Annotated in this window: 22 protein-coding genes; 19 read left to right on the forward strand and 3 right to left on the reverse strand. The window is 65.2% G+C overall.

What is annotated here, in order from left to right; translation table 11 throughout:
• The first annotated feature begins 93 nt into the window (after window positions 1–93).
• Entirely contained in the window at window positions 94–1,677 is a 1,584-nt protein-coding gene (locus YU9_RS0139190) for an ABC transporter substrate-binding protein (protein WP_027577555.1), read from the forward strand.
• Entirely contained in the window at window positions 1,674–3,047 is a 1,374-nt protein-coding gene (locus tag YU9_RS0139195) for an amidohydrolase family protein (protein WP_027577556.1), read from the forward strand. Before YU9_RS0139190 ends, YU9_RS0139195 begins: the two co-directional genes overlap by 4 nt.
• A gap of 188 nt (window positions 3,048–3,235) precedes the next feature.
• Here the strand turns inward: YU9_RS0139195 and YU9_RS0139200 are convergent, their stop codons facing one another.
• Complete coding sequence (locus YU9_RS0139200) at window positions 3,236–4,135, reverse strand: LysR substrate-binding domain-containing protein (protein ID WP_027577557.1); 900 nt, start codon at window positions 4,133–4,135, stop codon at window positions 3,236–3,238.
• 276 nt (window positions 4,136–4,411) lie between these two features.
• Between YU9_RS0139200 and YU9_RS0139205 the strand changes: the two genes are divergently transcribed.
• Genes YU9_RS0139205 through YU9_RS0139245 form a run of 9 tightly spaced genes read left to right on the forward strand, consistent with a single transcriptional unit; the run spans window position 4,412 to window position 12,548 of the window.
• Complete coding sequence (locus tag YU9_RS0139205) at window positions 4,412–5,446, forward strand: ABC transporter substrate-binding protein (RefSeq protein ID WP_027577558.1); 1,035 nt, start codon at window positions 4,412–4,414, stop codon at window positions 5,444–5,446.
• A gap of 23 nt (window positions 5,447–5,469) precedes the next feature.
• Window positions 5,470–6,510, forward strand: coding sequence for an ABC transporter ATP-binding protein (locus YU9_RS0139210; protein WP_027577559.1), 1,041 nt, complete (start codon window positions 5,470–5,472; stop codon window positions 6,508–6,510).
• Complete coding sequence (locus YU9_RS0139215; RefSeq protein ID WP_027577560.1) at window positions 6,507–7,382, forward strand: ABC transporter permease; 876 nt, start codon at window positions 6,507–6,509, stop codon at window positions 7,380–7,382. Before YU9_RS0139210 ends, YU9_RS0139215 begins: the two co-directional genes overlap by 4 nt.
• Window positions 7,379–8,185 carry an ABC transporter permease gene (locus YU9_RS0139220; RefSeq protein WP_027577561.1) on the forward strand — a complete coding sequence of 269 codons (807 nt, stop codon included), beginning with the start codon at window positions 7,379–7,381 and terminating at the stop codon, window positions 8,183–8,185. Before YU9_RS0139215 ends, YU9_RS0139220 begins: the two co-directional genes overlap by 4 nt.
• Window positions 8,186–8,193: 8 nt before the next feature.
• Window positions 8,194–9,330 (forward strand): FAD-binding oxidoreductase, encoded by a 1,137-nt coding sequence (locus tag YU9_RS0139225; protein ID WP_027577562.1) that lies wholly within the window; start codon window positions 8,194–8,196, stop codon window positions 9,328–9,330.
• A 27-nt stretch (window positions 9,331–9,357) separates the two neighbouring features.
• Window positions 9,358–9,654 carry a (2Fe-2S)-binding protein gene (locus YU9_RS0139230; protein WP_027577563.1) on the forward strand — a complete coding sequence of 99 codons (297 nt, stop codon included), beginning with the start codon at window positions 9,358–9,360 and terminating at the stop codon, window positions 9,652–9,654.
• Complete coding sequence (locus tag YU9_RS0139235) at window positions 9,651–11,069, forward strand: NAD(P)/FAD-dependent oxidoreductase (RefSeq protein ID WP_027577564.1); 1,419 nt, start codon at window positions 9,651–9,653, stop codon at window positions 11,067–11,069. The genes YU9_RS0139230 and YU9_RS0139235 overlap by 4 nt, the downstream gene beginning before the upstream one ends.
• Window positions 11,066–12,193 carry an FAD-binding oxidoreductase gene (locus tag YU9_RS0139240; RefSeq protein WP_027577565.1) on the forward strand — a complete coding sequence of 376 codons (1,128 nt, stop codon included), beginning with the start codon at window positions 11,066–11,068 and terminating at the stop codon, window positions 12,191–12,193. Before YU9_RS0139235 ends, YU9_RS0139240 begins: the two co-directional genes overlap by 4 nt.
• Before the next feature lie 7 nt (window positions 12,194–12,200).
• On the forward strand, window positions 12,201–12,548 hold the full coding sequence (locus tag YU9_RS0139245) for a RidA family protein (protein WP_025034068.1): 348 nt from the start codon (window positions 12,201–12,203) through the stop codon (window positions 12,546–12,548).
• 189 nt (window positions 12,549–12,737) lie between these two features.
• Here YU9_RS0139245 and YU9_RS0139250 read toward each other — a convergent pair whose 3' ends face one another.
• Complete coding sequence (locus YU9_RS0139250; protein ID WP_027577566.1) at window positions 12,738–14,066, reverse strand: dicarboxylate/amino acid:cation symporter; 1,329 nt, start codon at window positions 14,064–14,066, stop codon at window positions 12,738–12,740.
• Between the two features lie 180 nt (window positions 14,067–14,246).
• Here YU9_RS0139250 and YU9_RS0139255 point away from each other — a divergent pair, with 180 nt between their 5' ends.
• From YU9_RS0139255 to YU9_RS0139270, 4 genes are all read left to right on the forward strand, one after another.
• Window positions 14,247–15,560, forward strand: coding sequence for a solute carrier family 23 protein (locus YU9_RS0139255; RefSeq protein ID WP_027577567.1), 1,314 nt, complete (start codon window positions 14,247–14,249; stop codon window positions 15,558–15,560).
• 72 nt (window positions 15,561–15,632) lie between these two features.
• Window positions 15,633–16,469, forward strand: coding sequence for an SDR family oxidoreductase (locus tag YU9_RS0139260; protein WP_027577568.1), 837 nt, complete (start codon window positions 15,633–15,635; stop codon window positions 16,467–16,469).
• A 131-nt stretch (window positions 16,470–16,600) separates the two neighbouring features.
• Window positions 16,601–18,400 (forward strand): cation:proton antiporter, encoded by a 1,800-nt coding sequence (locus YU9_RS0139265; RefSeq protein WP_027577569.1) that lies wholly within the window; start codon window positions 16,601–16,603, stop codon window positions 18,398–18,400.
• 75 nt (window positions 18,401–18,475) lie between these two features.
• Window positions 18,476–19,297 (forward strand): NAD-dependent protein deacetylase, encoded by an 822-nt coding sequence (locus tag YU9_RS0139270; RefSeq protein WP_027577570.1) that lies wholly within the window; start codon window positions 18,476–18,478, stop codon window positions 19,295–19,297.
• A gap of 9 nt (window positions 19,298–19,306) precedes the next feature.
• Here YU9_RS0139270 and YU9_RS0139275 read toward each other — a convergent pair whose 3' ends face one another.
• Window positions 19,307–19,942 carry a TetR/AcrR family transcriptional regulator gene (locus YU9_RS0139275; protein ID WP_027577571.1) on the reverse strand — a complete coding sequence of 212 codons (636 nt, stop codon included), beginning with the start codon at window positions 19,940–19,942 and terminating at the stop codon, window positions 19,307–19,309.
• A gap of 112 nt (window positions 19,943–20,054) precedes the next feature.
• On the opposite strand from YU9_RS0139275, the gene YU9_RS44980 reads away from it, so the two are divergent.
• The 4 genes from YU9_RS44980 (at window position 20,055) to YU9_RS0139295 (ending at window position 26,052) form a co-directional block, all read left to right on the forward strand.
• On the forward strand, window positions 20,055–20,990 hold the full coding sequence (locus YU9_RS44980; RefSeq protein ID WP_051380685.1) for an NAD(P)H-binding protein: 936 nt from the start codon (window positions 20,055–20,057) through the stop codon (window positions 20,988–20,990).
• A gap of 126 nt (window positions 20,991–21,116) precedes the next feature.
• The gene (locus YU9_RS0139285) at window positions 21,117–22,112 is read left to right on the forward strand and encodes an alpha/beta fold hydrolase (protein ID WP_027577572.1); all 996 of its coding nucleotides are present in this window, start codon (window positions 21,117–21,119) and stop codon (window positions 22,110–22,112) included.
• A 194-nt stretch (window positions 22,113–22,306) separates the two neighbouring features.
• Window positions 22,307–24,391, forward strand: a complete 2,085-nt coding sequence (locus YU9_RS0139290) for a hydantoinase/oxoprolinase family protein (protein ID WP_027577573.1) — start codon at window positions 22,307–22,309, stop codon at window positions 24,389–24,391.
• Between the two features lie 2 nt (window positions 24,392–24,393).
• Entirely contained in the window at window positions 24,394–26,052 is a 1,659-nt protein-coding gene (locus YU9_RS0139295; RefSeq protein WP_027577574.1) for a hydantoinase B/oxoprolinase family protein, read from the forward strand.
• Window positions 26,053–26,060 lie beyond the last annotated feature (8 nt).

Raw genomic sequence — 26,060 nt, forward strand, 5'->3', positions numbered from 1 at the left:
GGATGCACCCTCTCCCCAACCCTCCCCCGCAAGCGGGGGAGGGAGCGCAGCGACGCTGCGGCTGCATATCACATCCGTTAGGAGCCTCTTGCAATGCCCATCTCCCGCCGTTCGCTCCTCAAGGCCGCCGCCGCAGTCCCGGCGCTGTCGCTGCCGGGCATCGTCCGCGCTGAATCGCAATCCACGCTGCGCTTCATCCCCGTCATCGACCTCGCCTTCGTCGATCCCATCTACTCGACCGCACAGGTGTCGCGAAACCATGGCTTCATGGTCTACGATACGCTCTACGGCATGAGCTCATCGCTACAGGTCTCGCCGCAGATGCTGTCGGGTCACACGATCTCCGGTGATGGTCTCCAATGGGACCTCAGCTTGCGCGACGGCCTGTTCTGGCATGACGGCGAGCGCGTGCTCGCGCGCGACTGCGTCGCCAGCATCCGCCGCTGGGCAGCGCGCGACGGCTTTGGCGGCGAGCTGATGGAGGCGACCCACGAACTGTCGGCCGCCGACGATCGCACCATCCGCTTTCGTCTCAAGCGACCGTTCCCGCTGTTGCCGCAGGCGCTCGGCAAGGCCGCGATCAACGCCTGCTTCATGATGCCGGAGCGGCTGGCGAGCCAGGACCCGTTCAAGCCGCTCACCGAGGTCATCGGCAGCGGCCCGTTCCGCTATCTCGCCGACGAGCGCGTGCAGGGCGCGCGCAACGCCTATGCCAAATTCGAGCGCTACCAGCCGCGCACCGACGGCAAGCCGGATTGGACCGCGGGCCCGAAGATCGTGCACTACGATCGCGTGGTCTGGACCACCACGCCCGATGCCGGCACCGGCGTCGCCGCGCTCCAGACCGGCGAGCAGGATTGGCAGGAGACCACGCCGCACGATCTGTTGCCGGTGATCAAGGCTGCCGGCGATATCGAGACGCGCGTCCTCGATCCCAGAGGCTACGCTTGCATGCTGCGTCTCAATCATCTGCAGCCGCCGTTCGACAATCCCGCCATCCGCCGCGCGCTGCTCGGCGCGATCGACCAGTCCGCCTTCATGACCGCTGTCGCGGGCACCGATCCGGCCTTTCAGGTCTCGCCCATCGGCTATTTCGCCCCTGATACGCCGATGGCGAGCGACGTCGGTCTCGACGTCTTCCGCGGTCCGCGCAACTACGACAAGGTCAAGGCTGACCTCAAGGCCGCCGGCTACAACGGCGAGAAGATCGTGCTGCTCGTCCCGACCAACTCGCTGGCGCAAAAGCCGCTCGGCGAGATCGCGGTGGATAGTTTGCGCAAGGCCGGCATGAACGTCGAATATGCCGGGCTCGATTTCGCCGTGGTGTTGCAGCGTCAGCTCAAGAAAGATGCGATCGGGCAGGGCGGCTGGAGCGCGGCGGTCGGCAATTGGCAGGGCATCGACTGGCTCAACCCGGCCGGCAACACCAACATCCGCGGCGAAGGCAAGGTCGCAGGCTGGTATGCGAGCGAGAAGATGGGGCCCTTGCGCAGCCAGTGGCTGGCGGCCTCCGAGCTCGCCGAGCAACAGCGGATCTGCCGCGAGATCCAGGCGGTCGCGTTCGAGGAAATCCCCTATATTCCGATCGGCCTGTACAAGCAGCCGACCGCCTATCGCAAGGCCATCACCGGCATTCTCGACGGCACCGCCGTGTTCTGGAACGTGCGCCCCGCATGAGCAGCACAGCAATCTTCGGCAGCTATGTGCTGTCACGGAAAGACGGCGCGCAGGATGTGCTGCGCGACCATTGGGTCCTGGTCGAGGGCAAGAAGATCGCCGCGGTCACGCGCGACAAGCCGCGCGCGGACGAGGTCTATGACCGCCCCGGCCGCTTCGTCCTGCCGGGCCTGCTCAACCTGCACAATCACTGCTTCTCAGAGGCCGTAGCGCGCAGCCACACCGAGGACGGCAACGGCCGCCGCAACAACCAGAGCATCGTCTATACGGTACTGCTGCCGCTCACCAAGCGCGGCGCCGATATCCTGTCAACGGAAGAGCGGCTCGCGGTGGCGCGGCTCGGCATCCTCCAGCTCCTGAAGGGCGGCGCCACCACGGTGATGGAGCCGTTCCGTAACTCGATCCCCGAGATGTTCGACGCCGCGGAAGAGATGGGCATCCGCTTCTACGGCGCGCCCTATCTGTTCTCGACCTCCGACGCCAAGGCCGGCGCCGATGGTGTGGTCCAATATTCCGGCGATGACGGCGCAGCCGACATGGCGACGTGGGACGCGCTCTATCAGCGCTGGCACAATCGCGGCGACGGCCGCATCAGCCTCGCGATGAGCCCGCATGCCACCGACACCTGCGGTCCCGATCTTCTGAAGGCTTGCGCTGTGCGGGCGCGCGAACTCGGCGTGCCCATCACGACGCACATGGCGCAGAGCCGCGCCGAGGTCGAGACCATCGGCAAGCGCTATGGCGGCCGCACGCCGGCGCAATATCTCGATTGGCTCGGCCTGCTGGCACCGGACCTGATGGCGGCGCATTGCATGTTCAGCAGCGATGACGATCTCAAGCTCATGGCCGCGCGCGGCATGACCGTGCTGAACTGCCCGCGCGTGTTCGCGCGCGCCGGCATCACCGCGGCGTTCAGCCGCTTCGCCGAGCACGGCGTGCGCACCGTGGTCGGCACCGACGGCTACAACATGGACCTGCTCGGCGAGCTCAACGCGGCCTCGCTGATCTCCAAGATCACCTCGGCGCGCCCTGACGTCGCGAACTCACCTGAGCTGATCGAGGCGAACACGGCTGTGGCCGCCGATGTCATCAAGCGCCCCGATCTTGGCCGGATCGAGCCGGGCGCCACCGCCGATCTTACCGTCGTCGACCTCACTCATCCGCATCTTCAGCCGCTGTTCGATCCGCGCCGCGCGCTGATCGCGCTTGCCAACCGCGCCAATATCGACCAGGTCATGGTCGACGGCCGCGTGCTGGTGGATGAAGGACGCTATCTCGGCGCGGATGAGGCGGCGATCGCGGCAGCGGGCGGCGCCGCAATCGGCAAGATCTGGGATTTGCCGGAGGCGCAGGCGGCGTTCAACGGTTGAGCGCCGCTGATGCCACGAAGACGGTGCGCTCCCTCTCCCGCTTGCGGCAGAGGGCAGGGGAGAGGGCTCTCTCCTCGTAGGGACACTCCCCGTGTGGAGAGAGCCCTCTCCCGGCGCTACGCGCCGACCTCTCCCGCAAGCGGGAGAGGTTGCGGCGAGCCTGTAGCTGCACTGTTCAAACCCAAGCCCTAGTCCTCGAACTCCACCAGCGCCTTGCGCATGGTCTCGACCAGATCCAGCGCCACCGGCGACGGACTGCGCTGCGCCGGAAAGACCGCGGAGAATTCGAAATCGATGCGCGGCAGGAAGCGGCGCACGACGACGCCGCGCGTTGCGAATTCCTGCGCCGTGAAGGGATCGCAGATCGCGACGCCAAGCCCTGACGACACCATGCCGCACATGATTTCCGACAGCGTGGTCTCGACCCTGAGCACGCGGCGGACATCGTGGCGGTGGAAGACCTGGTCGACGAGGTGCCGGCTCGACGATCCCGCGGACAGCGAGATGAAGGTCTCGCCTTCGAAATCGCGCGGCTCCAGGATTTCCTTCTCCGCGAGGCGATGACCGGTCGGAAGCACTGCCACGCGCGCCGGCGCTGGCAGTCTCTGGCTCGGCAGACCGGAATGCGCGATCGGCACCTCGGCAAAGCCGACGTCACATTGATTGTTCAGCACCCAGTCGACCACGATCGGCGAGATGACACCGAAGAAGGCCAGGTTGAGGTTTGGCCGCTCCTTCAGGAAGTGACCGGTGAGCCGCGGCAGATAGCCGTTCGACAGCGCCGGCAGTGCTGCGATGCGTAGCGAGCCCGTGCGGCGGCCGCGGATTTCTTCCGCCGCCGCAGTGATGCGTTCGAGGCCGACGAAGGAGCGCTCGACCTCGGTGTAGAGCGCCATCGCCGCGGCGGTCGGCACCAGACCGGTGCCGCGCCGCTCGAACAACTCCATCTTGAGCAGCGCCTGGAGGTCGCGCAGTAGCCGGCTCACCGCCGGCTGCGTCACCACCATCAGCTTCGCTGCCTCGGTGACGCTGCCGGTCAGCATCGTCGCCCGGAAGGCCTCCACCTGCCGCGAATTGATCCGCGCCATCCCGAGTTCCATCTATAACATTTCGGCATGCAAAGGGTGCCATTATTCATTGGACGATGGAAGTATAGGTTGCGATCTTTTTCATCAGGACTGGAGACAGCCCGCTTTTTCGGCAGATTGGAGGGATTCAAACCTCCAGATCGCGCCAAAACCCGCCGAATGGGGGCCGGAGCCCTGATCGGACACGGATTGGCGCGGAAGGAAATGCGGCAACGCGCTCCAGCCAGCGAGACTCGTCGGCACGTCACCTCATTCCGGTATTGGAGATCGGTCCATATGAAGACTCTTCGCCTTCTGACAGCGGTCAGCATCGCGGCGCTCGTTGCCGCCCCGTCGATCGCCTCGGCCCAGCAGAAAACGCTCTATGTCGCCGGCTACGGCGGCTCGTTCGAGAAGACGATTCGCGACGAGGTGATCCCGGCCTTCGAGAAGGAGAATGGCGTCAAGGTCGAATACGTCGCCGGCAACTCCACCGACACGCTGGCCAAGCTGCAGGCGCAGAAGGGCAATCAGCAGATCGACGTCGCCATCGTCGACGACGGCCCGATGTATCAGGCGATCCAGCTCGGCTTCTGCGGCAAGCTCGACGGCCTGCCGGCCGATCTCTACGACACCGCCCGCTTCAAGGACGATCGCGCCGTCGCGATCGGCATCGTCGCCCCCGGCCTGATGTACAACACCAAGGTGTTCAAAGAGAAAGGCTGGGCGCCGCCGACCTCGTGGAACGACCTGAAGGACACGAAATACGCCAAGCAGCTCGTGATTCCGCCTATCAACAACACCTACGGTCTCGAAGCGCTGGTGATGCTGTCGAAGATGAATGGCGGCGGCGAGACCAATGTCGATTCCGGCTTCAAGATCTTCAAAGAACAGATCAATCCGAACGTGCTGGCCTATGAGCCGTCGCCGGGCAAGATGACCGAGCTGTTCCAGTCCGGCCAGGCGGTGATCGCGGTGTGGGGCACCGGCCGGGTGCAGAGCTTTGCCAACACCGGTTTCCCCGTCGACTTCGTCTATCCGAAAGAAGGTGCGGCGACGCTGCTGACCACGGCGTGTCCGATCGCCAAGCCGAATGCCTCGCCGCTCGCCGCGAGCTTCGTCAAGATGCTGCTCGATCCCAAGATCCAGCTCGTGATGCTGAAGGACTACGGCTATGGCCCGGTGCTGAAATCGCTGGTGATCCCGCCGGAGCTCGGCAAGATGGCGCCGATCGGCGAGCGCGCGGCCAAGCTCTATAATCCGGACTGGACCGTCATCAACGAGAAGCGCGAGGAATGGACCAAGCGCTGGAACCGCGAGGTCGAACGCTGATCGGCTGCGGCGGAGACAGCGTCATGGCTTATCTCGAGCTCGATCGGGTCGCAAAACAGTTCGGCACGCAGACTGTGGTCGATGACTTCAGTCTGTCGGTGGGGAAGGGGGAGTTCATCTCCTTCCTCGGCCCGTCGGGCTGCGGCAAGACCACGACGCTGCAGATGATCGCGGGCTTCCTCGATCCCACGCGCGGCGCGATCCGCCTCGAGGGCAAGGACCTGACCGCGGTCCATCCGGCCAAGCGCGGGCTCGGCATCGTGTTCCAGAGCTACGCGTTGTTCCCGCACATGACCGCGGCGGAGAACGTCGCCTTCGGCCTGGAGATGCGCAACGTGCCGCGCAACGAACGGGCCGAACGTGTCCGCGCCGCGCTCGCGATGGTGGGCCTCGCCGGTTACGAGGACCGCCATCCGCGCCGCATGTCCGGCGGCCAGCAGCAGCGCGTGGCGCTGGCGCGCGCGCTAGTGATCAAGCCGAGCGTGCTGCTGCTCGACGAGCCGCTGTCGAATCTCGACGCAAAACTGCGTGAGGAGATGCAGATCGAGCTGCGCCAGATCCAGCGCACCATCGGCACCACCACGATCCTCGTCACCCACGACCAGAACGAGGCGATGTCGCTGTCGGACCGCATCGTGGTGATGAGCCAGGGCAAGATCGAGCAGATCGGCACGCCGCAGGAAACCTATGAGAAGCCGGCCTCGGCCTTCGTCTCGCAATTCCTGGGCAAGACGAACGACTTTGCCGGGACGATCGACCGGACCGTCTCGCCGACGCAACTGGTGGCGGGCTCCTGGCGTGCACCGGCGCCGGCCGGGCTCGGCGGTCCCGTGACCGTCAGCGTTCGCCCCGAAAGAATCGGCTTTGGCGATGCAGGGCTCAGCGCAAAAATCATCACGCGCATCTTCCAGGGTAATCACTGGCTGTTCCAGTGTGACAGCGAATGCGGCCCGGCGATCGTAATCCGCCAGAATGACGGCCAGGCGCAGCCGGCCGAAGGCGACGCCGTTCGCCTGTCCTGGCGTCCGGAAGACATGAGCGTGCGCACGAGGGCCGGCGCATGAGCGCGATGGCCGAGGAACGCAGCGCACGTGCGCCGTGGGCGCTGACGGCGCCCGCCTTGATGCTGTTCGTCGGCGTGCTGCTGATCCCGCTGGCGATGACGGTGATGCTGTCGTTCCACGATTGGGGCCAGTACAAAGGCATCGAGCCGGTCTTCATCCTCAAGAACTGGCACGAGATCGCGACCGATCCATATTACGCCGAGATGTTCTGGCGGACGTTTCGTATCGCGATCCTGACCACGCTGCTGACTGCCGTGTTGGGCGCGCCCGAGGCCTACATCCTCAATCGCATGAGCGGCCGCTGGAAGAGCTTCTTCCTGCTGGTCATCCTCGGGCCGCTGCTGATCTCGGTGGTGGCGCGTACGCTCGGCTGGGCGCTGCTGTTCGGCGGCAACAATGGCCTCGTCAACAAGCTGCTGATGTCGCTTGGCGCGATCCGCTCGCCAATTCCGTTCATGTTCACCGAAACCGGCATGGTCGTCGCGCTCGCGCATGTCATGATGCCGTTCATGGTGTTGTCGGTGTGGGCGGCGCTGCAGCGGCTCGATCCGCAGATCGAGAACGCCGCGATGTCGCTCGGCGCCGGCCCTGCGACCATCATCCGCCGCATCATCATGCCGCAGATCATGCCGGGCGTGCTGTCGGGCGCGATCATCGTGTTCTCGCTCTCGGCCAGCGCCTTTGCGACGCCCGCGATCATCGGCGGCCGCCGGCTCAAGGTCGCCGCGACGCTCGCTTATGACGAGTTCCTCAACACACTGAACTGGCCGCTTGGCGCGGCAGTTGCGACGCTTCTGCTGGCCGCACTGGTGCTGATCGTCGTCGGCAGCAACGCGCTGATCGAGCGCCGCTATGCGGAGGTGTTCCGATGAGACGGAACGGCCCGCTGGCGCTGATCTTCCACAGCATCTTCGTCGTCGTCATGGTGGCGCCGATCCTCGTGGTCTGCCTCGTCGCCTTCACGCCCGAAGGCTTTCTGTCGCTGCCGACCAACGGCTTCTCGCTGCGCTGGTTCAGGACCATCGCGAACTATCCCGAATTCGTCCACGCCTTCTGGGTCAGCCTTGGCCTCGGTGCGCTCTCGTCCTTGATGGCGCTGCTCTTCGCGGTGCCTGCCGCGCTCGCGATCGCGCGCTATCGTTTCCGTGGCCGCGATGTGCTCGCAGCTCTCTTCCTGTCGCCGCTGATGATCCCACATGTTGTGCTCGGCATTGCTTTCCTGAGATTCTTTACGTCAGCCGGTCTCGGCGGCAGCTTCGCCGCGCTGATCATCGCGCACATCATCATCGTGTTTCCGTTCGCGCTGCGGCTGACGCTGGCGGCTGCGACCGGCATGGATCGCTCGGTCGAAATGGCTGCGGTCTCACTCGGTGCGGGCGGCTGGACGCTGTTCCGCCGCGTGACGCTGCCGTTGATCCTGCCCGGCGTCATCAGCGGTTGGGCGCTCGCCTTCATCCAGTCCTTCGACGATCTCACCATGACCGTCTTCCTCGCCGCGCCCGGCACCGAGACGTTGCCGGTGCGCATGTTCCTTTATATCCAGGACAACATCGATCCGCTGGTGACGTCGGTCTCGGCCTGCGTGATCGCGATCACCATGACCGCCCTCATTCTGCTCGACCGCTTCTACGGGCTCGATCGCGTGCTCGCCGGCAAGGGCGATACGGGACGATAGGAGAACCTATGCGAACGGATTACGACGTCGCCGTCGTCGGCGGCGGACTGCTCGGCTCCGCCATTGCCTGGGGCCTCGGCCGCCTCGGCAAGAGGGTTGCCGTGCTCGACGAGGGCGACATCACCAAGCGCGCCTCGCGCGCGAACTTTGCGCTGGTCTGGGTGCAGAGCAAAGGGCTCGGCATGCCGGCCTATACGGTGTGGACCGTGCAGGCGTCGCAGGCATGGGGCCGGCTCGCCTCGGAGCTGAAGCAGCAGACCGGTCTCGATGTCTCGCTGCAGCAGAACGGCGGCTTTCATCTCACCCTCGGTGAGGACGAATTCGGCCAGCGCACCGAGCTCGTCAAGCGCATGCACAACCAGGCCGGCGCGGCCGACTACAAGATGGAGATGCTCCCCGCATCCGAAGTGAAGAAGGCGCTGCCGCTGATCGGGCCGGAAGTGTCCGGCGGCAGCTATTGTCCGCTGGATGGCCACGTCAATTCGCTGCGCACGTTTCGCGCGTTCCACACCGGCTTCAGGGCGTTCGGCATCGACTATTTTCCGGAGCGTCCGGTCTCGGCGATCAGCAAGAGCAGCGGCGAATTCCGCCTGACCACGCCGAAGGGCGAGCTGCGTGCCGCCAAAATCGTGCTCGCCGCCGGCAATGCCAACCAGACGCTGGCGCCGATGGTCGGTCTTTACGCGCCGATGGGGCCGACCCGCGGCCAGGTCGTCGTGACCGAGCGCACCATGCCGTTCCTGCCGCATCCGCTGACCACGATTCGCCAGACCGACGAGGGCACGGTGATGATCGGCGACAGCAAGGAGGACGAGCTGGATGATCGCACGGTGAAGCCGTCGATCAGCGGCGTCATGGCCGATCGCGCGCAGCGCATGTTCCCGCATCTAGCGCGGCTCAACGTGATCAGGAGCTGGTCCGGCATTCGCGTGATGCCGCAGGACGGCTTTCCGATCTACGACCAGTCGGAGACGCATCCCGGCGCCTTCGTTGCCTGCTGCCATTCCGGCGTGACGCTCGCCTCCAACCACGCCTTCGAGATCGCGCGCATGGTGGCGCAGGGCGCGCTCGAGCCTGAGCTGGTCGGTGCGTTTTCGGCCAGCCGCTTTGGTGGCGCAGGCGCTGCCAACAGTAGCGGTTACTAGAGATCACAAGAAGCCAAGGGGCATCCCATGTTTAGACGATCCGAACAGGACGAGCGCCCACAGGTGCAGATCTTCGTCGACGGCGTTGCCGTCGCGGCGCGCCAGGGCGACACCGTGTCCGCCGCGCTATTGGCATCCGGTCAGGACGCACGCCGTTCCACCGCAGTGAGCGGCGCCCCGCGTCTGCCCTACTGCATGATGGGCGTGTGCTTCGACTGTCTCGTCACCATCGATGGCGTCGGCAACCGCCAGGGCTGCCTCGTGCCCGTCGCCGAGGGCATGCAGATCGAAATCCAGAAGGGCAAGCGGGAGATCGGAAAATGAGTGTGGCTCCCAAGCGCGACGACTACGACGTCGTGGTGATCGGCGCGGGGCCTGCGGGTCTCGCTGCCGCGGCGACCTCCGCCGAAGCCGGCCTGTCGACGCTGCTCCTCGACGAGAACATCGGCCCCGGCGGCCAGGTGTTCCGCGCGATTTCTTCGACGCCGGTCACCGACCGCAATCAGCTCGGCGCGGACTATTGGGTCGGTGCTGATCTCGTGCAGTCGCTGCGCGCGAGCAACGCGGAGGTGATCCAGCGTGCCACGGTCTGGAGCCTCGACCGCAACCTCGACATCGCCGTCTCGATCGGCGGCGCCTCGGCCTTCGTCAAGGCGAAGCGCGTGATCCTTGCGACCGGTGCGCTGGAGCGGCCGTTCCCGATTCCCGGCTGGACGCTGCCAGGTGTGATGACCGCAGGCGCGGCCCAGACCATGCTGAAGTCCTCGGCGCTGGTGCCCGACGGGCGCACCGTGATCGCAGGCCAGGGCCCGCTGCTCTGGCTGCTCGCCGCGCAGATCTTGCGGCTCGGCGGCCGCATCGATCGCATCCTCGATACCACCGAGCGCGGCAACTACTTCGCGGCGCTGCCTCATGCCTTCGCCTTCCTGACCTCGCCTTATTTCGCCAAGGGCCTGTCGATGATGCGCGAGGTGAAGGCGAAAGTTCAGGTCGTGTCGGGCGTCACTGAGCTTGCGGCATCGGGCGATGGTCAGCTCGCGAGCGTCAGCTATGTTGCCGGCGGCAAGCGCGAGACCATTCCCGCGGATCTGTTGCTGCTGCATCAGGGCGTGGTGCCCAACGTTAATCTGGCGATGGCGGCCGGCATTGAGCATCGCTGGGATGATCTGCAACTGTGCTGGTCGCCGGTGCTGGACGCGAGCGGCAATTCGTCGGTCGCCGGCATCGCAATCGCCGGCGATGGCGCGGGCATCGGTGGTGCCAATGCAGCCGTGGTGCGCGGTCGCATTGCCGCGCGCGCCGCTGTGGAAGCACTGGCCCCTGCGGCTGCCGCAAACCTTCCCGCAATGGCAACGCTCCGTTCCGATCTCGCCAAGGCCGAGCGTGGCCGCCTGTTCCTCGACACGCTGTTCCGCCCCGCGCCACAGTTCCGGATTCCCTCAGGCGATACCATCGTTTGCCGTTGCGAAGAGGTGACGGCAAAGGACGTTCTGGATTCCGTCGCGATCGGTGCGACCGGGCCGAACCAACTCAAGGCCTATCGCCGCACCGGCATGGGCCCGTGTCAGGGCCGGCTCTGCGGCCTCACCGTCACCGAGCTGATGGCACAGGCGCGGGGCAAGACCCCGCAGGACATCGGCTATTACCGGCTGCGCGCGCCGGTGAAGCCGATCATGCTCGCCGAGCTCGCTGCTGTTCCGAAGAGCGAGGCCGACGTCAAGGCCGTGGTGCGCGGATGAGCAGACACGTGGATGCAATCGTCATTGGCGGCGGCATCCACGGATGCTCGACCGCGCTGCATCTGTGCCTTGCCGGCCTGAAGCCGGTGCTAATCGAGAAGGACTATGCCGGCCGCCACGCCTCCGGCGTCAATGCCGGCGGTGTACGCCAGCTCGCGCGGCACATTCCCGAGATTCCGCTCTCGATCCGTTCGATGGGCATCTGGGAGAAGATCACTGAGCTTGTTGATGACGACTGCAGCTTCGAGAGTCACGGCCAGGTCCTCGTCGCCGAGAACGAGGACGAGCTCGCCGTCTGCCGCGCGCGTGTTGCCGAGCTCAACGCGCTCGGCTTCACCCATGAGGAGCTGATCGACGCAGCGGAATTGCGCCGGTTGGTTCCTGCGGTGGCCGAGACGTGTCCCGGCGGCGTGGTGTCGCGCCGCGACGGCGCGGCCAATCCGGCGCAGACGACGACGGCATTCCGCCGCAAGGCGGAGCAGTTAGGTGCGACCGTGCGCGAAGGCGTAGCGGCCAGAAACATCCGCTACAGCGATGGTCTCTGGCACGTCGATGTCGGTTCGGAGAGTTTTGCCGCGCCGGTACTGGTCAATGCCGCCGGCGCCTGGGCCGGCAGGATCGCGGCTGATCTCGGCGAGCCCGTGCCGGTCGAGACCGTGGCGCCGATGCTGATGATCACCTCGCGCGTGCCGCACTTCATCGACCCCGTCGTGATCCTGCGTGGGCGAAAGCTCTCCTTCAAGCAGTTCAAGAACGGCACTGTGCTGATCGGCGGCGGCCATCTGGCGACACCCTATCAGAACCGCAACGAGACGGTGCTGGACTGGAAGAGCCTTGCGACCAGCGCGCAGACCGTTTTCGAGCTGTTCCCGGTGATGCGCAGCGCCACGATTGTCCGCGCCTGGGCCGGCATCGAGGCGAAGATGAAGGACGACATTCCCGTGTTCGGGCCTAGCTCCCGCCACAAGGGCCTCTATCACCAGTTCGGCTTTTCGCTGCACGGCTTCCAGCTCGGCCCCGGCGCCGGCGCCGTCATGGCCGAGCTGATCGTCGACGGCGGAACCCAGACCCGCGTCAGCGATCTCGGCATCGACCGCTTCCATCCTTCCACGCTCCAACAATGAGGACATCATGAGCATCACCCGCAGCATCCGCACGCCGATCATGCATCGCGCCGTCGAGGCCAACGGCTTCGTCTTCCTCGGTGGCACCATCGCTGACGACACCTCGGTCTCGATGGGCGACCAGACCCGCAACATCCTCGGCAAGATCGCCGGCTATCTGAAAGAAGCGGGAACCGACAAGTCGCGTGTGGTCAGCGCCTCGATCTTCGTCACGGATCTCTCCAAGAAGAAGGAGATGGACGCAGCCTGGACCGAGTTCTTCGGCGACAATCTGCCCACCCGCGCCACCGTCGGCGTCGCCGATCTCGGCGGCGGCGCGCTGATCGAAGTGGTGGTCACCGCGCTCAAGGGTTGATCGCGATAGGCCGACCGGGACGTCAGCGCCGCACAATCCTGGTGAAGATTTTCAAACGCCCGACGCCCTGCCCTCAGCGCGTCGGGCGGAAAAAATGAGTATCAATCCGTGATCCCAACGCCGTAGTTGTGACCCGTGCCGCGCCAATTTTCCACTCCGGGAAACTACCGCATGGAACTGAACGAGGTTTCACGCACCTCCACGCGGTTCCAGCGACTCGCCGATCTCAAGCGGATGGGCCATGGTCTCGTGCAGCGCATCGCGGTCGAGCTCGCCTTCGGAAATGCTGATGACGACGCAGGCGACGCCATTGCCGATCAGATTGGTCAGCGCGCGGCATTCGCTCATGAACTTGTCGATGCCGACCAGGATCGCGATCGACTGGATCGGAATATCAGGCACGATCGAGAGCGTCGCTGCGAGCGTGATGAAGCCGGCGCCGGTCACGCCCGAGGCCCCCTTCGAGGTGATCATGGCGATGCCGAGGATGCCGAGCTCCTGCCAGATGGTCAGATGCGTGTTGGTGGCCTGCGCCAGGAACAACGTCGCCAGCGTCATGTAGATATTGGTGCCGTCGAGGTTGAAGCTGTAGCCGGTCGGAATCACGAGGCCGACCACCGAGCGCGAGGCGCCGAGAAGCTCCATCTTCTGAATCATCTGCGGCAGCACCGTCTCGGAGGACGAGGTACCCAGCACGATCAGGAGCTCGTCCTTGATATAGGCGATGAAGCGCAGGATCGAGAAGCCGACGAGGCGGGCGATCGCACCTAACACGATCAGCACGAACAGGATGCTGGTGAGATAGAACGTGCCGATCAGCGCGGCAAGATTGAGCAGCGAGCCGAGGCCGTAGGCGCCGACGGTAAACGCCATTGCGCCGAAGGCGCCGATCGGCGCGACGCGCACGATGATGCGGATAATGCCGAAGAACATTTTTGCGGCCTTGTCGATCGCGTCCGCAATGGGTTCGCCGGCCTTGCCGAGGAAGGCGATGGCGAACCCGGAGAGAATCGAGATCAGCAGCACCTGCAAGAGGTCGCCGCGTGCGATGGCGCCCAGATAGCTGTCGGGGATGATTGCCATCAGATGGGCGACGATGCCCTCCTCCTTGGCCTTGGTGACGTAGGTCGCCAGCGATTTCGGGTCGATCGTGGCGGGATCGATGTTGAAGCCGTGTCCGGGCTGGAGGATCTCGCCGACCAGGAGTCCGATCGCGAGCGCGACGGTCGAGACCGTCTCGAAATAGATCAGCGATTTCAGCCCGACCCGGCCGACACGCTTGAGATCGCCCATCGAGGAGATGCCGTGCACCACGGTGCAGAAGATGACAGGCGCGATCATCATCTTGATCAGCGCGATGAAGCTGTCGCCGAGCGGCTTCAAGGCTTTGCCGAGATCGGGATAGAAATAGCCGATGAGCACACCGAGCGCGATCGCGATCAGCACCTGGACGTAAAGGATTTTGTACCAGGGCTGGTGCCGGCGATGGACGGCTGGCTGGATCGCGACTTGTGTCATAGAGTGAGCCCCGGAACGCATTGATCTTGCAGGATTTGAATCTTGCATGGGCTGCATCATGTGATGGCCGCTGCAGAAGCGACAATCACATTTTTGTCTGTTCGCACGAAGATCGATCGCCGCGCCGCACTTGGGGGAAGCACCTGGGGGAAGCACTTGGGGGAAGCACTTGGGGGGAACATGTCGACTGCAACAGGCTCGAACCAGCAAGGCTATTTTCCACGTTGGACGTTGAAGACCTCGGGCGTGATCATGCCGGAGGAGCGGCTGTCCTGGGGGCAGACCATTGTCTCCGGTCTCCAGCATTGCGTCGCGATGTCCGGCTCGACGATCATCGCGCCGCTGTTGATGGGATTCGATCCCAATGTTGCGGTCCTGTTCTCCGGCATCGGCACTCTGATCTTCTTCGTCATCGTCGCCGGGCGCGTGCCGAGCTATCTCGGCTCGAGCTTCGCCTTCATCGCCGTCGTCATCGCCGCCACCGGCTATGCCGGGCAGGGGCCGAACCCGAACCTGTCGGTTGCGCTCGGCGGCATCGTCGGCGCCGGCGTGCTGTACGGCCTGATTTCGCTGATCGTGATGTGGTCCGGCGTTGGCTGGATCGAAAGGCTGCTGCCGCCGGCCGTCACCGGCGCCGTCGTCGCCGCGATCGGCCTCAACCTCGCGCCCGTGGCGATCAAGGCGGTGATCGGAGGCGCGTTCGACACCTGGATCGGGCTCGCGACCGTCCTGATGATCGGCGTGGTCGCCGTTGCCGCGCCAGGCCTGTGGCGCCGCCTGCCGATCATCCTCGGCGCGGTTGGCGGATATCTCTTGTACTTGCTGTTCGCGAACGGCCTCGGATTCGGCAAGCCGATCGACTTCAGTCAGCTCTCGGCCGCGCCGTGGCTCGGCCTGCCGAATTTCACCACGCCGACCTTTCAGGCCGATGCAATCTTTCTGATTGCGCCTGTTGCGGTGATTCTCGTCGCCGAGAACCTCGGGCACATCAAGGCCGTCGGCGCCATGACGGGCCGAAGCCTCGATGCCTATCTCGGCCGCGCCCTGTTCGCCGACAGCCTTGCGACCATCGTGGCGGCCTGCGGCGGCGGCACCGGCGTCACCACCTATGCCGAGAACATCGGCGTCATGGCGGCGACGAAGGTCTATTCGACCTTGCTGTTCGCCTTCGCAGCCATTGTGTCGATCCTGCTCGGCTTCTCGCCGAAATTCGGTGCGTTGATCCTGTCGATCCCCGGCGCAGTCATCGGCGGCCTCTCGATCGTGCTGTTCGGATTGATCGCGGCGATGGCGGGACGAATCTGGGTCGAGAACAAGGTCGACTTCGCCAATCCTGCAAACCTGATCACCGTCGCCGTGGCGCTGACCGCGGGCGCAGGTGACCTCACGCTCAAATTCGGCGCGTTCACGATCGGCGGGATCGGCACCGCGACTTTTGGCGCCATCATCCTGTATCAGATCCTGAGCTCGCGGCTGACGCGGCGCGCCGGATGAACCGCAGCAATGCTCTCGGAGATGGAACAAAAAGCCGGTTCCGTCGATGATCAGGCATCCCGGAGATAACTCATGCCACAAACCGATCGCTCAACCTCCTTTCCGTCGCGCCTCGTTGGTCAATACGCGCTGGTGACCGGCGCCTCGCAGGGGATCGGCCGCGCCGTCGCCATCCGCCTCGCCCAGGAGGGCGCGACGGTTGCCATCAACTATTTCGATCATCCTAGGAGGGCCGAGGAAACGCTCGCCCTTGCGCGGACGGCCTCGAGCGACCGCGGCCACGGCAAGCTCGATCACATCATCGTCAAGGCCGACGTCGGCAATGAGGGGGACATCGCAGCGATGTTCGAGACCATTCTGGCGCGCTGGAAGCGGCTCGACTGCCTCGTCAACAATGCCGGCTTTCAGAGGGAGTCGCCGAGCGAGGCGCTGGACGTCGAAACCTATCGCCGGATCATCGACGTCAATCTCAACGGCGCCGTGCTCTGCGCGCAGAAGGCGCTCGCCCATTTCGTCGCGCGCGGCGGACGGGGCTCCATCATCAACTGCTCCAGCGTCCACCAGATCATCCCGAAGCCCGGCTATCTCGCCTATTCGATCAGCAAGGGCGGCATGGCCGGTCTGACGCGCACGCTGGCGCTGGAGTTCGCCGGCCGCGGCATCCGCGTCAACGCGGTCGGTCCCGGCGCAATCGACACGCCGATCAACACGGCTTGGACGGGCGATCCGGAAAAACGCGGCGTCGTCACCAGCCACATTCCCATGGGCCGCGTCGGCACGCCGGAAGAGATCGCCGCCGTGTTCGCCTTCCTCGCCTCGGATGATGCGAGCTACATCACAGGGCAGACGATCTATGCCTGCGGTGGCCTGACGCTGTTTCCGGAATTCCGGGAGAACTGGGCGAGTTGAACGTCAGCTTCGGAACACGCGTGTCCCGCGCGGGGATAGAGGTCAGGGCCGGGTAGGGGTCTGCGGCGCCGTGTGCTATCGACCGTGGACGACGCTGCCGCTATTGGCAAGCGGCGACACATGAAGGGCTTGTGACCACAACCATCAACATCAATGCCTACAGTGACGCGCTGGTGGTCCTCGGTACCGCCGGCGTCGTGGTGCCGATTGTCCGCCATTGGGGTATCAACCCCGTGCTGGGCTATCTCGGTGCCGGCGCCATTCTCGGTCCGCTCGGGCTCGGCTCGCTCGTACAGCAACTCCCGTTCCTTTACTGGTTCACGGTGGCGGACGCGCAGAACGTCGAGGGTATCGCCAATCTCGGCATCGTGTTCCTGCTATTCCTGATCGGGCTCGAATTGTCGTTCAGGCGGCTCGTCACGATGCGACGCCTGGTGTTCGGGCTTGGCGGCCTGCAGGTCCTGGTGACATCAGCCATGATCTTCAGCGCGACGCTGCTCTTCGGGCAGAACTCCGACACGGCCGTCATCCTCGGCGCGAGCCTTGCGCTGTCCTCGACGGCGATCGTGCTCGAACTCCTGTCCGCCGAGAGGCGGCTTTCCACCACTGCCGGGCGCGCCAGCTTCTCGGTGCTGCTGGCCCAGGACCTTGCGGTCGTTCCCATTCTGGTTTTCGTCTCGGTGCTCGGCGCAGGCAGCGGCGGCTCCGTCGTGGCGCACATCTCCAGTGCGGTCCTGAAGGCCGCGCTGGCGGTCGCGGCCCTCACTCTGCTCGGACGGCTGCTGATGCGTCCGCTGTTCCAGATGGTTGCGGGCACCCATTCGACGGAATTGTTTGTTGCCGCCACCTTGTTCGTCATCGTCGGCGCAGGGCTTGCCGCACACCAAGCCGGCCTGTCGATGGCGCTCGGAGCATTCGTCGCAGGACTGATGCTGGCGGAGACCGAGTATGGCAAGGCCATCGAGGCCGCCGTCGAGCCGTTCAAGGGCTTGCTGCTGGGCATCTTCTTCTTCACGGTGGGCATGGCCATCGACTTTCGCGTGTTCATGCGCGAGCCTGGTTGGCTGCTGGTTGCCGTTATCGGCATTCTCGCCGGCAAGGCAATCGTACTCATCATCCTCGGCCGCCTCTTCAGGCTCTCATGGCCGGCGGCAATCGAGATCGGCTTCCTGCTGGGTCCGGTCGGCGAATTCGCTTTCGTCAGCATCGGAATGGCGGCGGCCGGCGGCCTGATCGAACCTCGCGTGTCGAGCTTTGCCGTCGCCATCACCGCCGTGACGATGGCCTTGACGCCGCTTCTGGGCATGCTCGGACGACGATTGGCCGCGAAGCTCGGTCACGAGCGTGCGCTCGATCCTGAACTCGCGGTTCGGCCGCCCGGCGACCGGGCTCAGGCCATCGTGGTCGGCTACGGCCGCGTTGGAAAGGTCGTCTGCTCGCTGCTGACCAGCCATGGCCTGGACTACATCGCCGTCGATCACGACCCGGTCGCCGTGGCGCGCGACCGCCGCGACGGTCACAAGGTCTATTTTGGTGATGCGACAGAACCGGGCTTCCTCGAAGCCTGCGGCCTGATGCAGACGACCGGTGTGATCATCACCATCCAGTCGCGACCAGCGATTGATGCTGTCGTCGAGCGGATCCGCGCGGTGCGGTCGGATGTGCTGATCGTTTCACGGGCGCGGGATGCTGATCATGCCCGTCACCTCTATGCGATCGGCGCCACCGATGCAGTGCCGGAAACGATCGAGGCAAGCCTGCAGCTTTCGGAAGCCGCATTGGTCGGCCTCGGAGTTGCGGTCGGGCATGCGATAGCCTCGGTGCACGAGAAGCGGGACGAGTTTCGGCTGACGCTGCAGCAAGCCGCCCGCATTGCAGGACAAGAGAAGGCGCGTCCGCTCGACCTCACCGGGCGCCGGCCTCCGCGATAGCCGCCGATCCGGGCGGCTGTACGCCGCGACTGTCGTGATCTGGCAAAACCCGCCCGCGCGAACTACATCTCCGCCATGACCAATGCTCCGCTGGCAAACCCTCCGCTCCAGGATTTCATCGGCCGGCACGAAAATCTGTTCGTGCTGACCGGCGCCGGCTGCAGCACCAATTCAGGCATTCCCGACTACCGCGACAGCCAAGGCAATTGGAAGCGGACCCAGCCGGTCAATTTCCAGGCCTTCATGTCGGACGCGCATACGCGCCGGCGCTATTGGGCGCGCAGCCTGATCGGCTGGCGGCGGTTCGGTCAGGCGAGACCGAACGATGCGCATCATGCGCTTGCGCGCCTCGAGGCGAACGGCCGGTGCGGGATGCTGTTGACGCAGAACGTCGATCGGCTGCATCAGTCGGCCGGCCACCGGCAGGTGATCGACCTGCACGGGCGGCTCGATCTTGTCCGCTGCATGGGCTGCGGCCGCAAGACGCCGCGCGACGAGTTTCAGCACGATCTTGGCTGCGCGAACGCCGCATGGCTGACGCTCGACGCGGCGGATGCACCTGACGGCGACGCCGATCTGGAGCACGAGGATTTTTCCGCCTTCAAAGTGCCGCCATGCCAATCCTGCGGCGGCATCCTCAAGCCCGACGTCGTGTTCTTCGGTGAGAACGTCCCCCGCGACATCGTTGCCACCGCGCAGGATCATCTGGCAGAGGCCGACGCCATGCTGATCGTCGGCTCCTCGCTGATGGTCTATTCCGGCTTCCGCTTCGTGCAGGCGGCCGCGCGCCGCAACATTCCGATCGCGGCGGTCAATCTCGGCCGCACCCGCGCCGACGATCTCCTGACGCTCAAGGTCGAGGAGCGCTGCGAAGCGGCGCTTGCATTCCTGCTCTGAACAGCGCGGTCAGCCGGGCGTCGGATGGAGCTTCAGGAATGCTGTTGACGCCCCGCTCGCGCGCCGCGAGATCTCGCTGGTGCTCGGGCGGTTGATCGCCTGCAGCAGCAGACCCGTCATCAGGTCTCCCCATAACAGCGCCAGGAAGGTCTCGGCCATGGCGTCCGGCTCCCCGGCGACGAGATCCGTCGATCTGGCGTTCGCCATGATCGTCCGGAGCGAATCGCGGGTGGGCTTGCGGGCAATGCTATCCAGCGCATGGGCGACCTTTGGTGCGTGGACGGCTTCGGATATCGCCAGCCGGAACACGGCAACGACCACCGGGTCGGTCGTTTCCGTCAGAAGCTTCGTCCCGAACGCGGTGAGCACTTTCGCCAGCATCCCCCTGTCGCGGACCGCGGGCAGGTCCACCGGCGCCTTGATCCGCTGGGCGCGCTCGGTGATGCACGCAACCAGCATCGCCTCCTTGTTGCCGAACAGGGAATAAAGCTCGCGCTTTGAGACCCGTGCACGCGTCGCGATCTCCAGGGTGCTGGTCTGCGCGTAGCCACCTTCCACGAACGCGGAAAGCGCCGCACCCAGGATCCGCTTCCGGACCTCCAATCCCTCAGCATCCGCCTCGGTCGGCTCGATCTTCGGACTCATCGACGCAAACTTCCCCCTGCTTCCTCTTGACTCGGTACCGTGTGGTACCATATCGAGCCTCGTGTGGTACTGCATCGTACCAGAACGAAGTGAGACGGGAAAGGATCGAGACATGACAGAAGTTATCCTCGTGACCTCCGCGGCAGGAGGCACCCAGGGCCAGACGGGCCGGCACGTGTCCGAAATGCTGCTCCGGCGCGGTCATCACGTTCGTGCATTCGTGCGCCAGATCGACAGCCGCTCCGACCGGCTGAAGTCACTCGGCGCCGAGATATTCGCCGGCGATTTCCTCGACGTCCGCTCAGTCGAGCAGGCAGCGAAAGGCGTCTCGTCGATCTATTTCGCCTATCCGGTCCAAGACGGACTGGCCGAGGCAACCGCGGCGATGGCGTTCGCCGCGCGCCGGCATGGCGTTTCCCGGCTCGTCAATCTCGTGATGTACCAGTCGTCGATCGACGCACCGACACCGCGGATGCGGCAGAACTATTTGTCCGAGCAGGTCTTCGAATGGGCCGGCGTCGGGCCGCTGCATCTGCGGGCCACCGTCTTCTACGAGAACGTGGCGCGACTTGTCGGGGCCAGCCTGCCGGAGCGCGGCGCCATCCGCCTGCCGCTCGGAGACGAAAGCACCCTTCTGCCGTTGATCTCGGCTGAGGACGTGGCCCGGGTCGCCGTCGGCCTGCTCACGGGTTCGCGGCAAGCCGCGGAATCCGCATATCCCATCATCGGGAGCGTCAACTCCATTGCAGACATCGTCGGGGCGTTTGCGCGCGTCTTCGACAGGGACGTCCACTACGAGGAAATCAGCGACGCGGAATGGCGCAACGAAGTTCTGTCGCGAGGCTGGAACGCGCATGCGGTCGAACATCTCTCCTCGCTCTGGAAGTCGCTCCGGGCCGCCCGGCTCTCGGCCGAGACCGCACGCTTCGCTGTGACCGATACCATCGCGAAGATCGGTGGTGCGGAGCCGAAGACGTTCGAGCAATTCGTACGCGAGCGACAAGCCGAGTTGCTCGCGCAGGCGCCCGCCGCCAGGGCGAAGGCCTAGCCGGGAGGAATGCTCATGGACAGACGCCGGTTTTTGACCGCGGCCCTGGCCCCGCTCGCATTGCAAGCGGCGCCACACGCAGTGACGTCAAGCGCCTTTGCAGCGAGTTCGGAACGGGATGACAAGATGACCAGGACGACGCAACGAATTATCGAAGCCAACGGGATCCGCATCAACATTGCCGAACAGGGCGAAGGGCCGCTGGTGCTGCTGGTCCACGGTTTTCCCGAGACGTGGTACTCTTGGCGGCATCAGATCAACGATCTTGCTGCGACCGGCTTCCACGTGGTCGCTCCCGACATGCGCGGCTACGGCAAGAGCGAGGCGCCGCAGGCGATCGACCAATATACGATCCTGCATCTCGTCGGTGACATGGTCGGCATTCTCGACGCATTGGGCGCACCGACCGCCGTCATCGTCGGGCATGATTGGGGCGCCAGCGTCGCCTGGCAGGCGGCGCTCACGCGACCTGATCGCTTCAGGGCCATCGCCGCCCTCAGCGTTCCGTTCCGGCCGCGCGCCAAGGCGCCGCCGACCACCCTGATGCCGCGCACCGAGACTGCGCAGTTCTACCAGCTCTATTTCCAGGAGCCGGGACCTGCGGAAGCCGAACTCGGGCGCGATCCGCGCGCGACTCTTCGCAACATGCTGTTTGGCGCGTCCGGCGACGGCGTGGCCGCGGCTCGCGCGGCCGGCGGGACAGCGACGAACCTTGCGATGGTCCCGAAGGGCGGCGGTTTCCTGCAAGGACCCGGTGCACCGGCAACGTTGCCATCCTGGATCAGCGAAAGCGACCTCGACCATTACGGAGAGGAGTTTCGACGAAGCGGCTTTCGCGGCGCGTTAAACTATTACCGTAACCTCGATCGCAATTGGGAAATCACGGGTGCCTTGACGGGCCTTCAGGTCACCATACCCGCGCTCTACATGGCGGGCGATCGTGACTTCCTGCTGTCTTCCCCCGGAACGGACCAGTTGCTCGCAAATCTGAAGACTCTCGTTCCTGGCCTGCGAAAGGTCCAGATGCTTCCGGGATGCGGCCATTGGACCCAGCAGGAGCGGCCAGGCGAAGTCAGCGCCGCCCTCGTTGAATTCATGCGCGCACTGCCAAGCCGCTCATGAGCGATGTGGCTTTCGCAAAGCGTCGTCAGGGCCGGTCGAACAGCCGGCCCTGATTTGCAAAGGGAGGTCGCCAAGCCACGTTGGTTATGTGCATAGGTGCCACGCAAAACCGCCTTCTCGACCAGCGCGCTCGCTGGTATGAAAATTGCTCAGTTTCACCCATGAATCATGGCGATCAGCACGGAGAATTTGGAATGCTTCAGGGAGCCGAGGTGCGGCTTGCCGTGGATATCGGTGGCACGTTCACGGATATCGTGCTGGACGTGGGACAAGACCGCAAGACGCGCAAGGTGCTGACGACGCCCCAGCGCCCCGAGCAGGCGGTGCTCGACGGCATCCGCCTCATCCTCACTGATGCGCGTGCGCATATCAGCGACATCGACGTCTTCATTCACGGCACGACGCTCGCGACCAATGCGATCATCGAGCGCCGCGGGGCAAAAACGGCGCTGATCGCGACCGAGGGCTTTCGCGACGTGCTCGATATCGGCACCGAAAGCCGCTACGACCAATATGATCTTAGCATCGACAAGCCGAAGCCGCTGGCGCCGCGTTCCCTACGCTTTACCGTGCCCGAGCGCATCGACGCCCATGGCGCCGTCCGCCTCCCGCTGGACGAGACTGCCGTGCGTGCGCTCGCGCCGAAATTGCGTGAGCTCGGCGTCGAGAGCGTCGCGATCGCTTTCCTGCACTCCTACGCCAATCCCGAGCACGAGCGGCGCGCGGCCGCGATCCTCGGAGAGGAGATGCCCGGCATTTCGGTGACGGTGTCATCGGCCGTGTGTCCGGAAATCCGCGAATATGAGCGCACCTCCACCGCGGTTGCGAACGCTTATGTGCAACCACTGATCGACGGATATCTTGCCCGCATGGCCGATGCCCTGCAGGTCGAGCAGTTCCGCGGTGCGATCTATCTCGTCACGTCAGGCGGCGGCGTCACCTCGATCGAGACGGCCCGTCGCTTTCCCGTACGCCTCGTCGAATCCGGTCCTGCCGGCGGCGCCATCTTCGCGGCGCAGATCGCGGCGCGCCTCGGCGAGAGCAAGGTGCTGTCCTTCGACATGGGCGGCACCACGGCAAAAATCTGCCTGATCGAGAAATACCAGCCCGAGACCTCGCGCGTGTTCGAGGTCGATCGCGCCGCGCGCTTCCTCAAGGGCTCCGGCCTGCCGGTGCGTATTCCCGTGATCGAGATGGTCGAGATCGGCGCCGGTGGCGGCTCGATCGCGCATGTCGACGCGATGAAGCGCGTCACCGTTGGCCCGGAGAGCGCCTCGTCGGAGCCAGGCCCCGCCTGCTACGGCCGCGGCGGCCAGCGCCCGGCCGTGACCGATGCGGACGTTACGCTCGGCATGATCGATCCTGATGCCTTCGCGGCCGGCACGATCAAGCTCGATCCGGAGCTTTCGAAACAGGCGCTGCTGCGCGATGTTGGTGCGCCGCTCGGCCTGTCGGCGGAAACCGCGGCCTATGCCGTGCACGAGGTCGTCTGCGAGAACATGGCGAGCGCGGCGCGCGTGCATGCGGTCGAGCGCGGTGCCGTGGTCGGCCAGCACACGCTGATCGCCTTCGGCGGTGCCGCCCCGCTGCATGCGGCGCGTGTCGCCGAGAAGATCGGTGTCTCCCGCGTGATCGTGCCTTCGAATGCCGGCGTCGGCTCGGCCGTCGGATTCCTGGCGGCTCCCATCGCCTATGAATTGGTGCGCAGCCGCCACGTCCGGCTCGATGATTTCGACACCGAGGCGGTCTCCGATCTCTTGCAGGAGATGGCGACCGAGGCGCGTGCGCTGGTCGAGCCCGGTGCAGCCGGTGCGCCGGTGCGCGAGCGCCGCGCGGCCTTCATGCGCTATGTCGGCCAGGGCCACGAGATTTCCGTCGAGTTGCCGAACCGGCGGCTGACGACGGCTGACCTCGCCGGCCTGCGCCAGAACTTCGAGGCGGATTATTCCGCGATGTTCGAGCGGCCGATCCCGGGCGCCGCGATCGAGGTGTTGAGCTGGTCGGTGCTTGCCACGACCGAGGCGCGCAATCCGCCCGCCGTTGCTTCCGTCGCGCGCAAGCCCGCGGCCAAGGCGTCCGGCAGCCGCAAATTCTTCGACGGCCGGGCAGGCGAGGTGATCGAGATCCCGCTCTACCGCCGCGAGGACATGGCGCCGGGCGCGACCATTGCCGGTCCCGCCGTAATTGCGGAGGACGAAACCTCCACCTTCGTCTCCACCAGTTTTGACGCCCATATCGACGGTGCCGGCAGCATCGTTATGGAACGAAAGGCGGCCTGATCATGAGCAAGACAAATGGCGCGAATCTGATCGACCTCCAGATCATGTGGCACCGGCTGATCGCCGTGGTCGAGGAGCAGGCGCAGGTGCTGCTCCGCACCGCCTTCAGCCCGATCGTGCGCGAATGCGGCGACCTCTCCGCTGGCGTGTTCGACCTCAAGGGGCGGATGCTGGCGCAGGCGGTGACCGGCACGCCCGGCCACGTCAACTCGATGGCGGAATCGGTCAAGCACTTCATCGCCCACTTCCCGATCGAGACGATGAAGCAGGGTGATGCCTACATCACCAACGATCCCTGGATGGGCACCGGCCATCTCAACGACTTCGTCGTCACCACGCCCTGTTTCAAGGACGGCAAGGTCGTCGCGCTGTTCTCCTGCACCAGCCATCTCATGGACATCGGCGGCATCGGCTTCGGGCCCGATGCCACAGACGTGTTCATGGAGGGGCTCTACATCCCCATGCTGAAGCTGATCGACCAGGGCGTCGTCAACGAGACGTTGATGGCGATGATCCGCACCAACACGCGGCTGCCTGTAGACACTGAGGGCGACACCTATTCGCTCGCCGGCTGCAACGACGTCGGCTGCGAGCGCCTGGTCGAGATGATGAACGAGTTCGGCATCGACACGCTCGACGAGCTCGGCGATTACATCTGCGACCGCTCGCGCGAGGCGGTGCTGGCCGAGATCGCCAAGCTGCCGAAGGGCAGCTGGCGCAACACCATGGTAGTCGACGGCTATGATGCCCCGGTCACTCTGGCGGCGATGCTGACGATCTCGGAGCAGGGCATCCACGTCGATTTCGACGGCACTTCGGCTGCGTCAAAATTCGGCATCAACGTGCCCTTGTCCTACACCACCGCCTACACCGTGTTCGGCCTCGGCTGCGTCGTCGCCTCGCAGATCCCGAACAATGCCGGCTCGCTCTCACCGCTGACCGTATCGGCGCCGGCGGGCGCGATCCTCAATGCGCCGAAGCCCGCGCCGGTCGCCTCGCGCCACATCATCGGCCAGATGCTGCCGGACGTCGTGTTCGGCTGCCTGCGCCAGATCATTCCCGATCGCGTGCCGGCGGAAGGCACCTCGTGCCTGTGGAATCTCAATGTGCGCGGGCAGACGCGAAGCGGCGTCGGCGGCAATTACGGGTTCTCGATGGCGGTGACCTCCAATGGCGGCACCGGGGCGCGCTTCGGCAAGGACGGGCTGTCGGCGACCGCTTACCCAAGCGGCGTGCGCGGCACGCCGGTGGAGATCGCGGAAACGCAGACGCCACTGATCTTCTGGCGCAAGGAGCTGCGTCCGGATTCCGGCGGCGCAGGGCGTACCCGCGGCGGCCTCGGCCAGATCATCGAGGTCGGCAGCGGTGTCGATGCGCCGTTCGACATTCTCGCTGCATTCGATCGCATCGATCATCCGCCGCGCGGCCGCGACGGCGGCCGCAACGGCGAGGCCGGCTATGTCGGCCTGAAGTCCGGCAAGAAGCTGCGCGGCAAGGGCTTTCAGCAGGTGCCTCCGGATGATCGCCTCGTGGTGCTGACGCCCGGAGGTGCCGGCATCGGTGCGCCAACCGAGCGCGATCGGGCAGCCGTCAAGGATGACATCGAAAGCGGCCTCGTGTCTGCCGACAATGCGGCTTCAGTTTATGGGTGTGCGCGGTGACGCCATTC

Origin of the sequence: Bradyrhizobium sp. WSM1743 (genome assembly GCF_000473065.1) — a bacterium.
Taxonomy (GTDB): Bacteria; Pseudomonadota; Alphaproteobacteria; order Rhizobiales; family Xanthobacteraceae; genus Bradyrhizobium.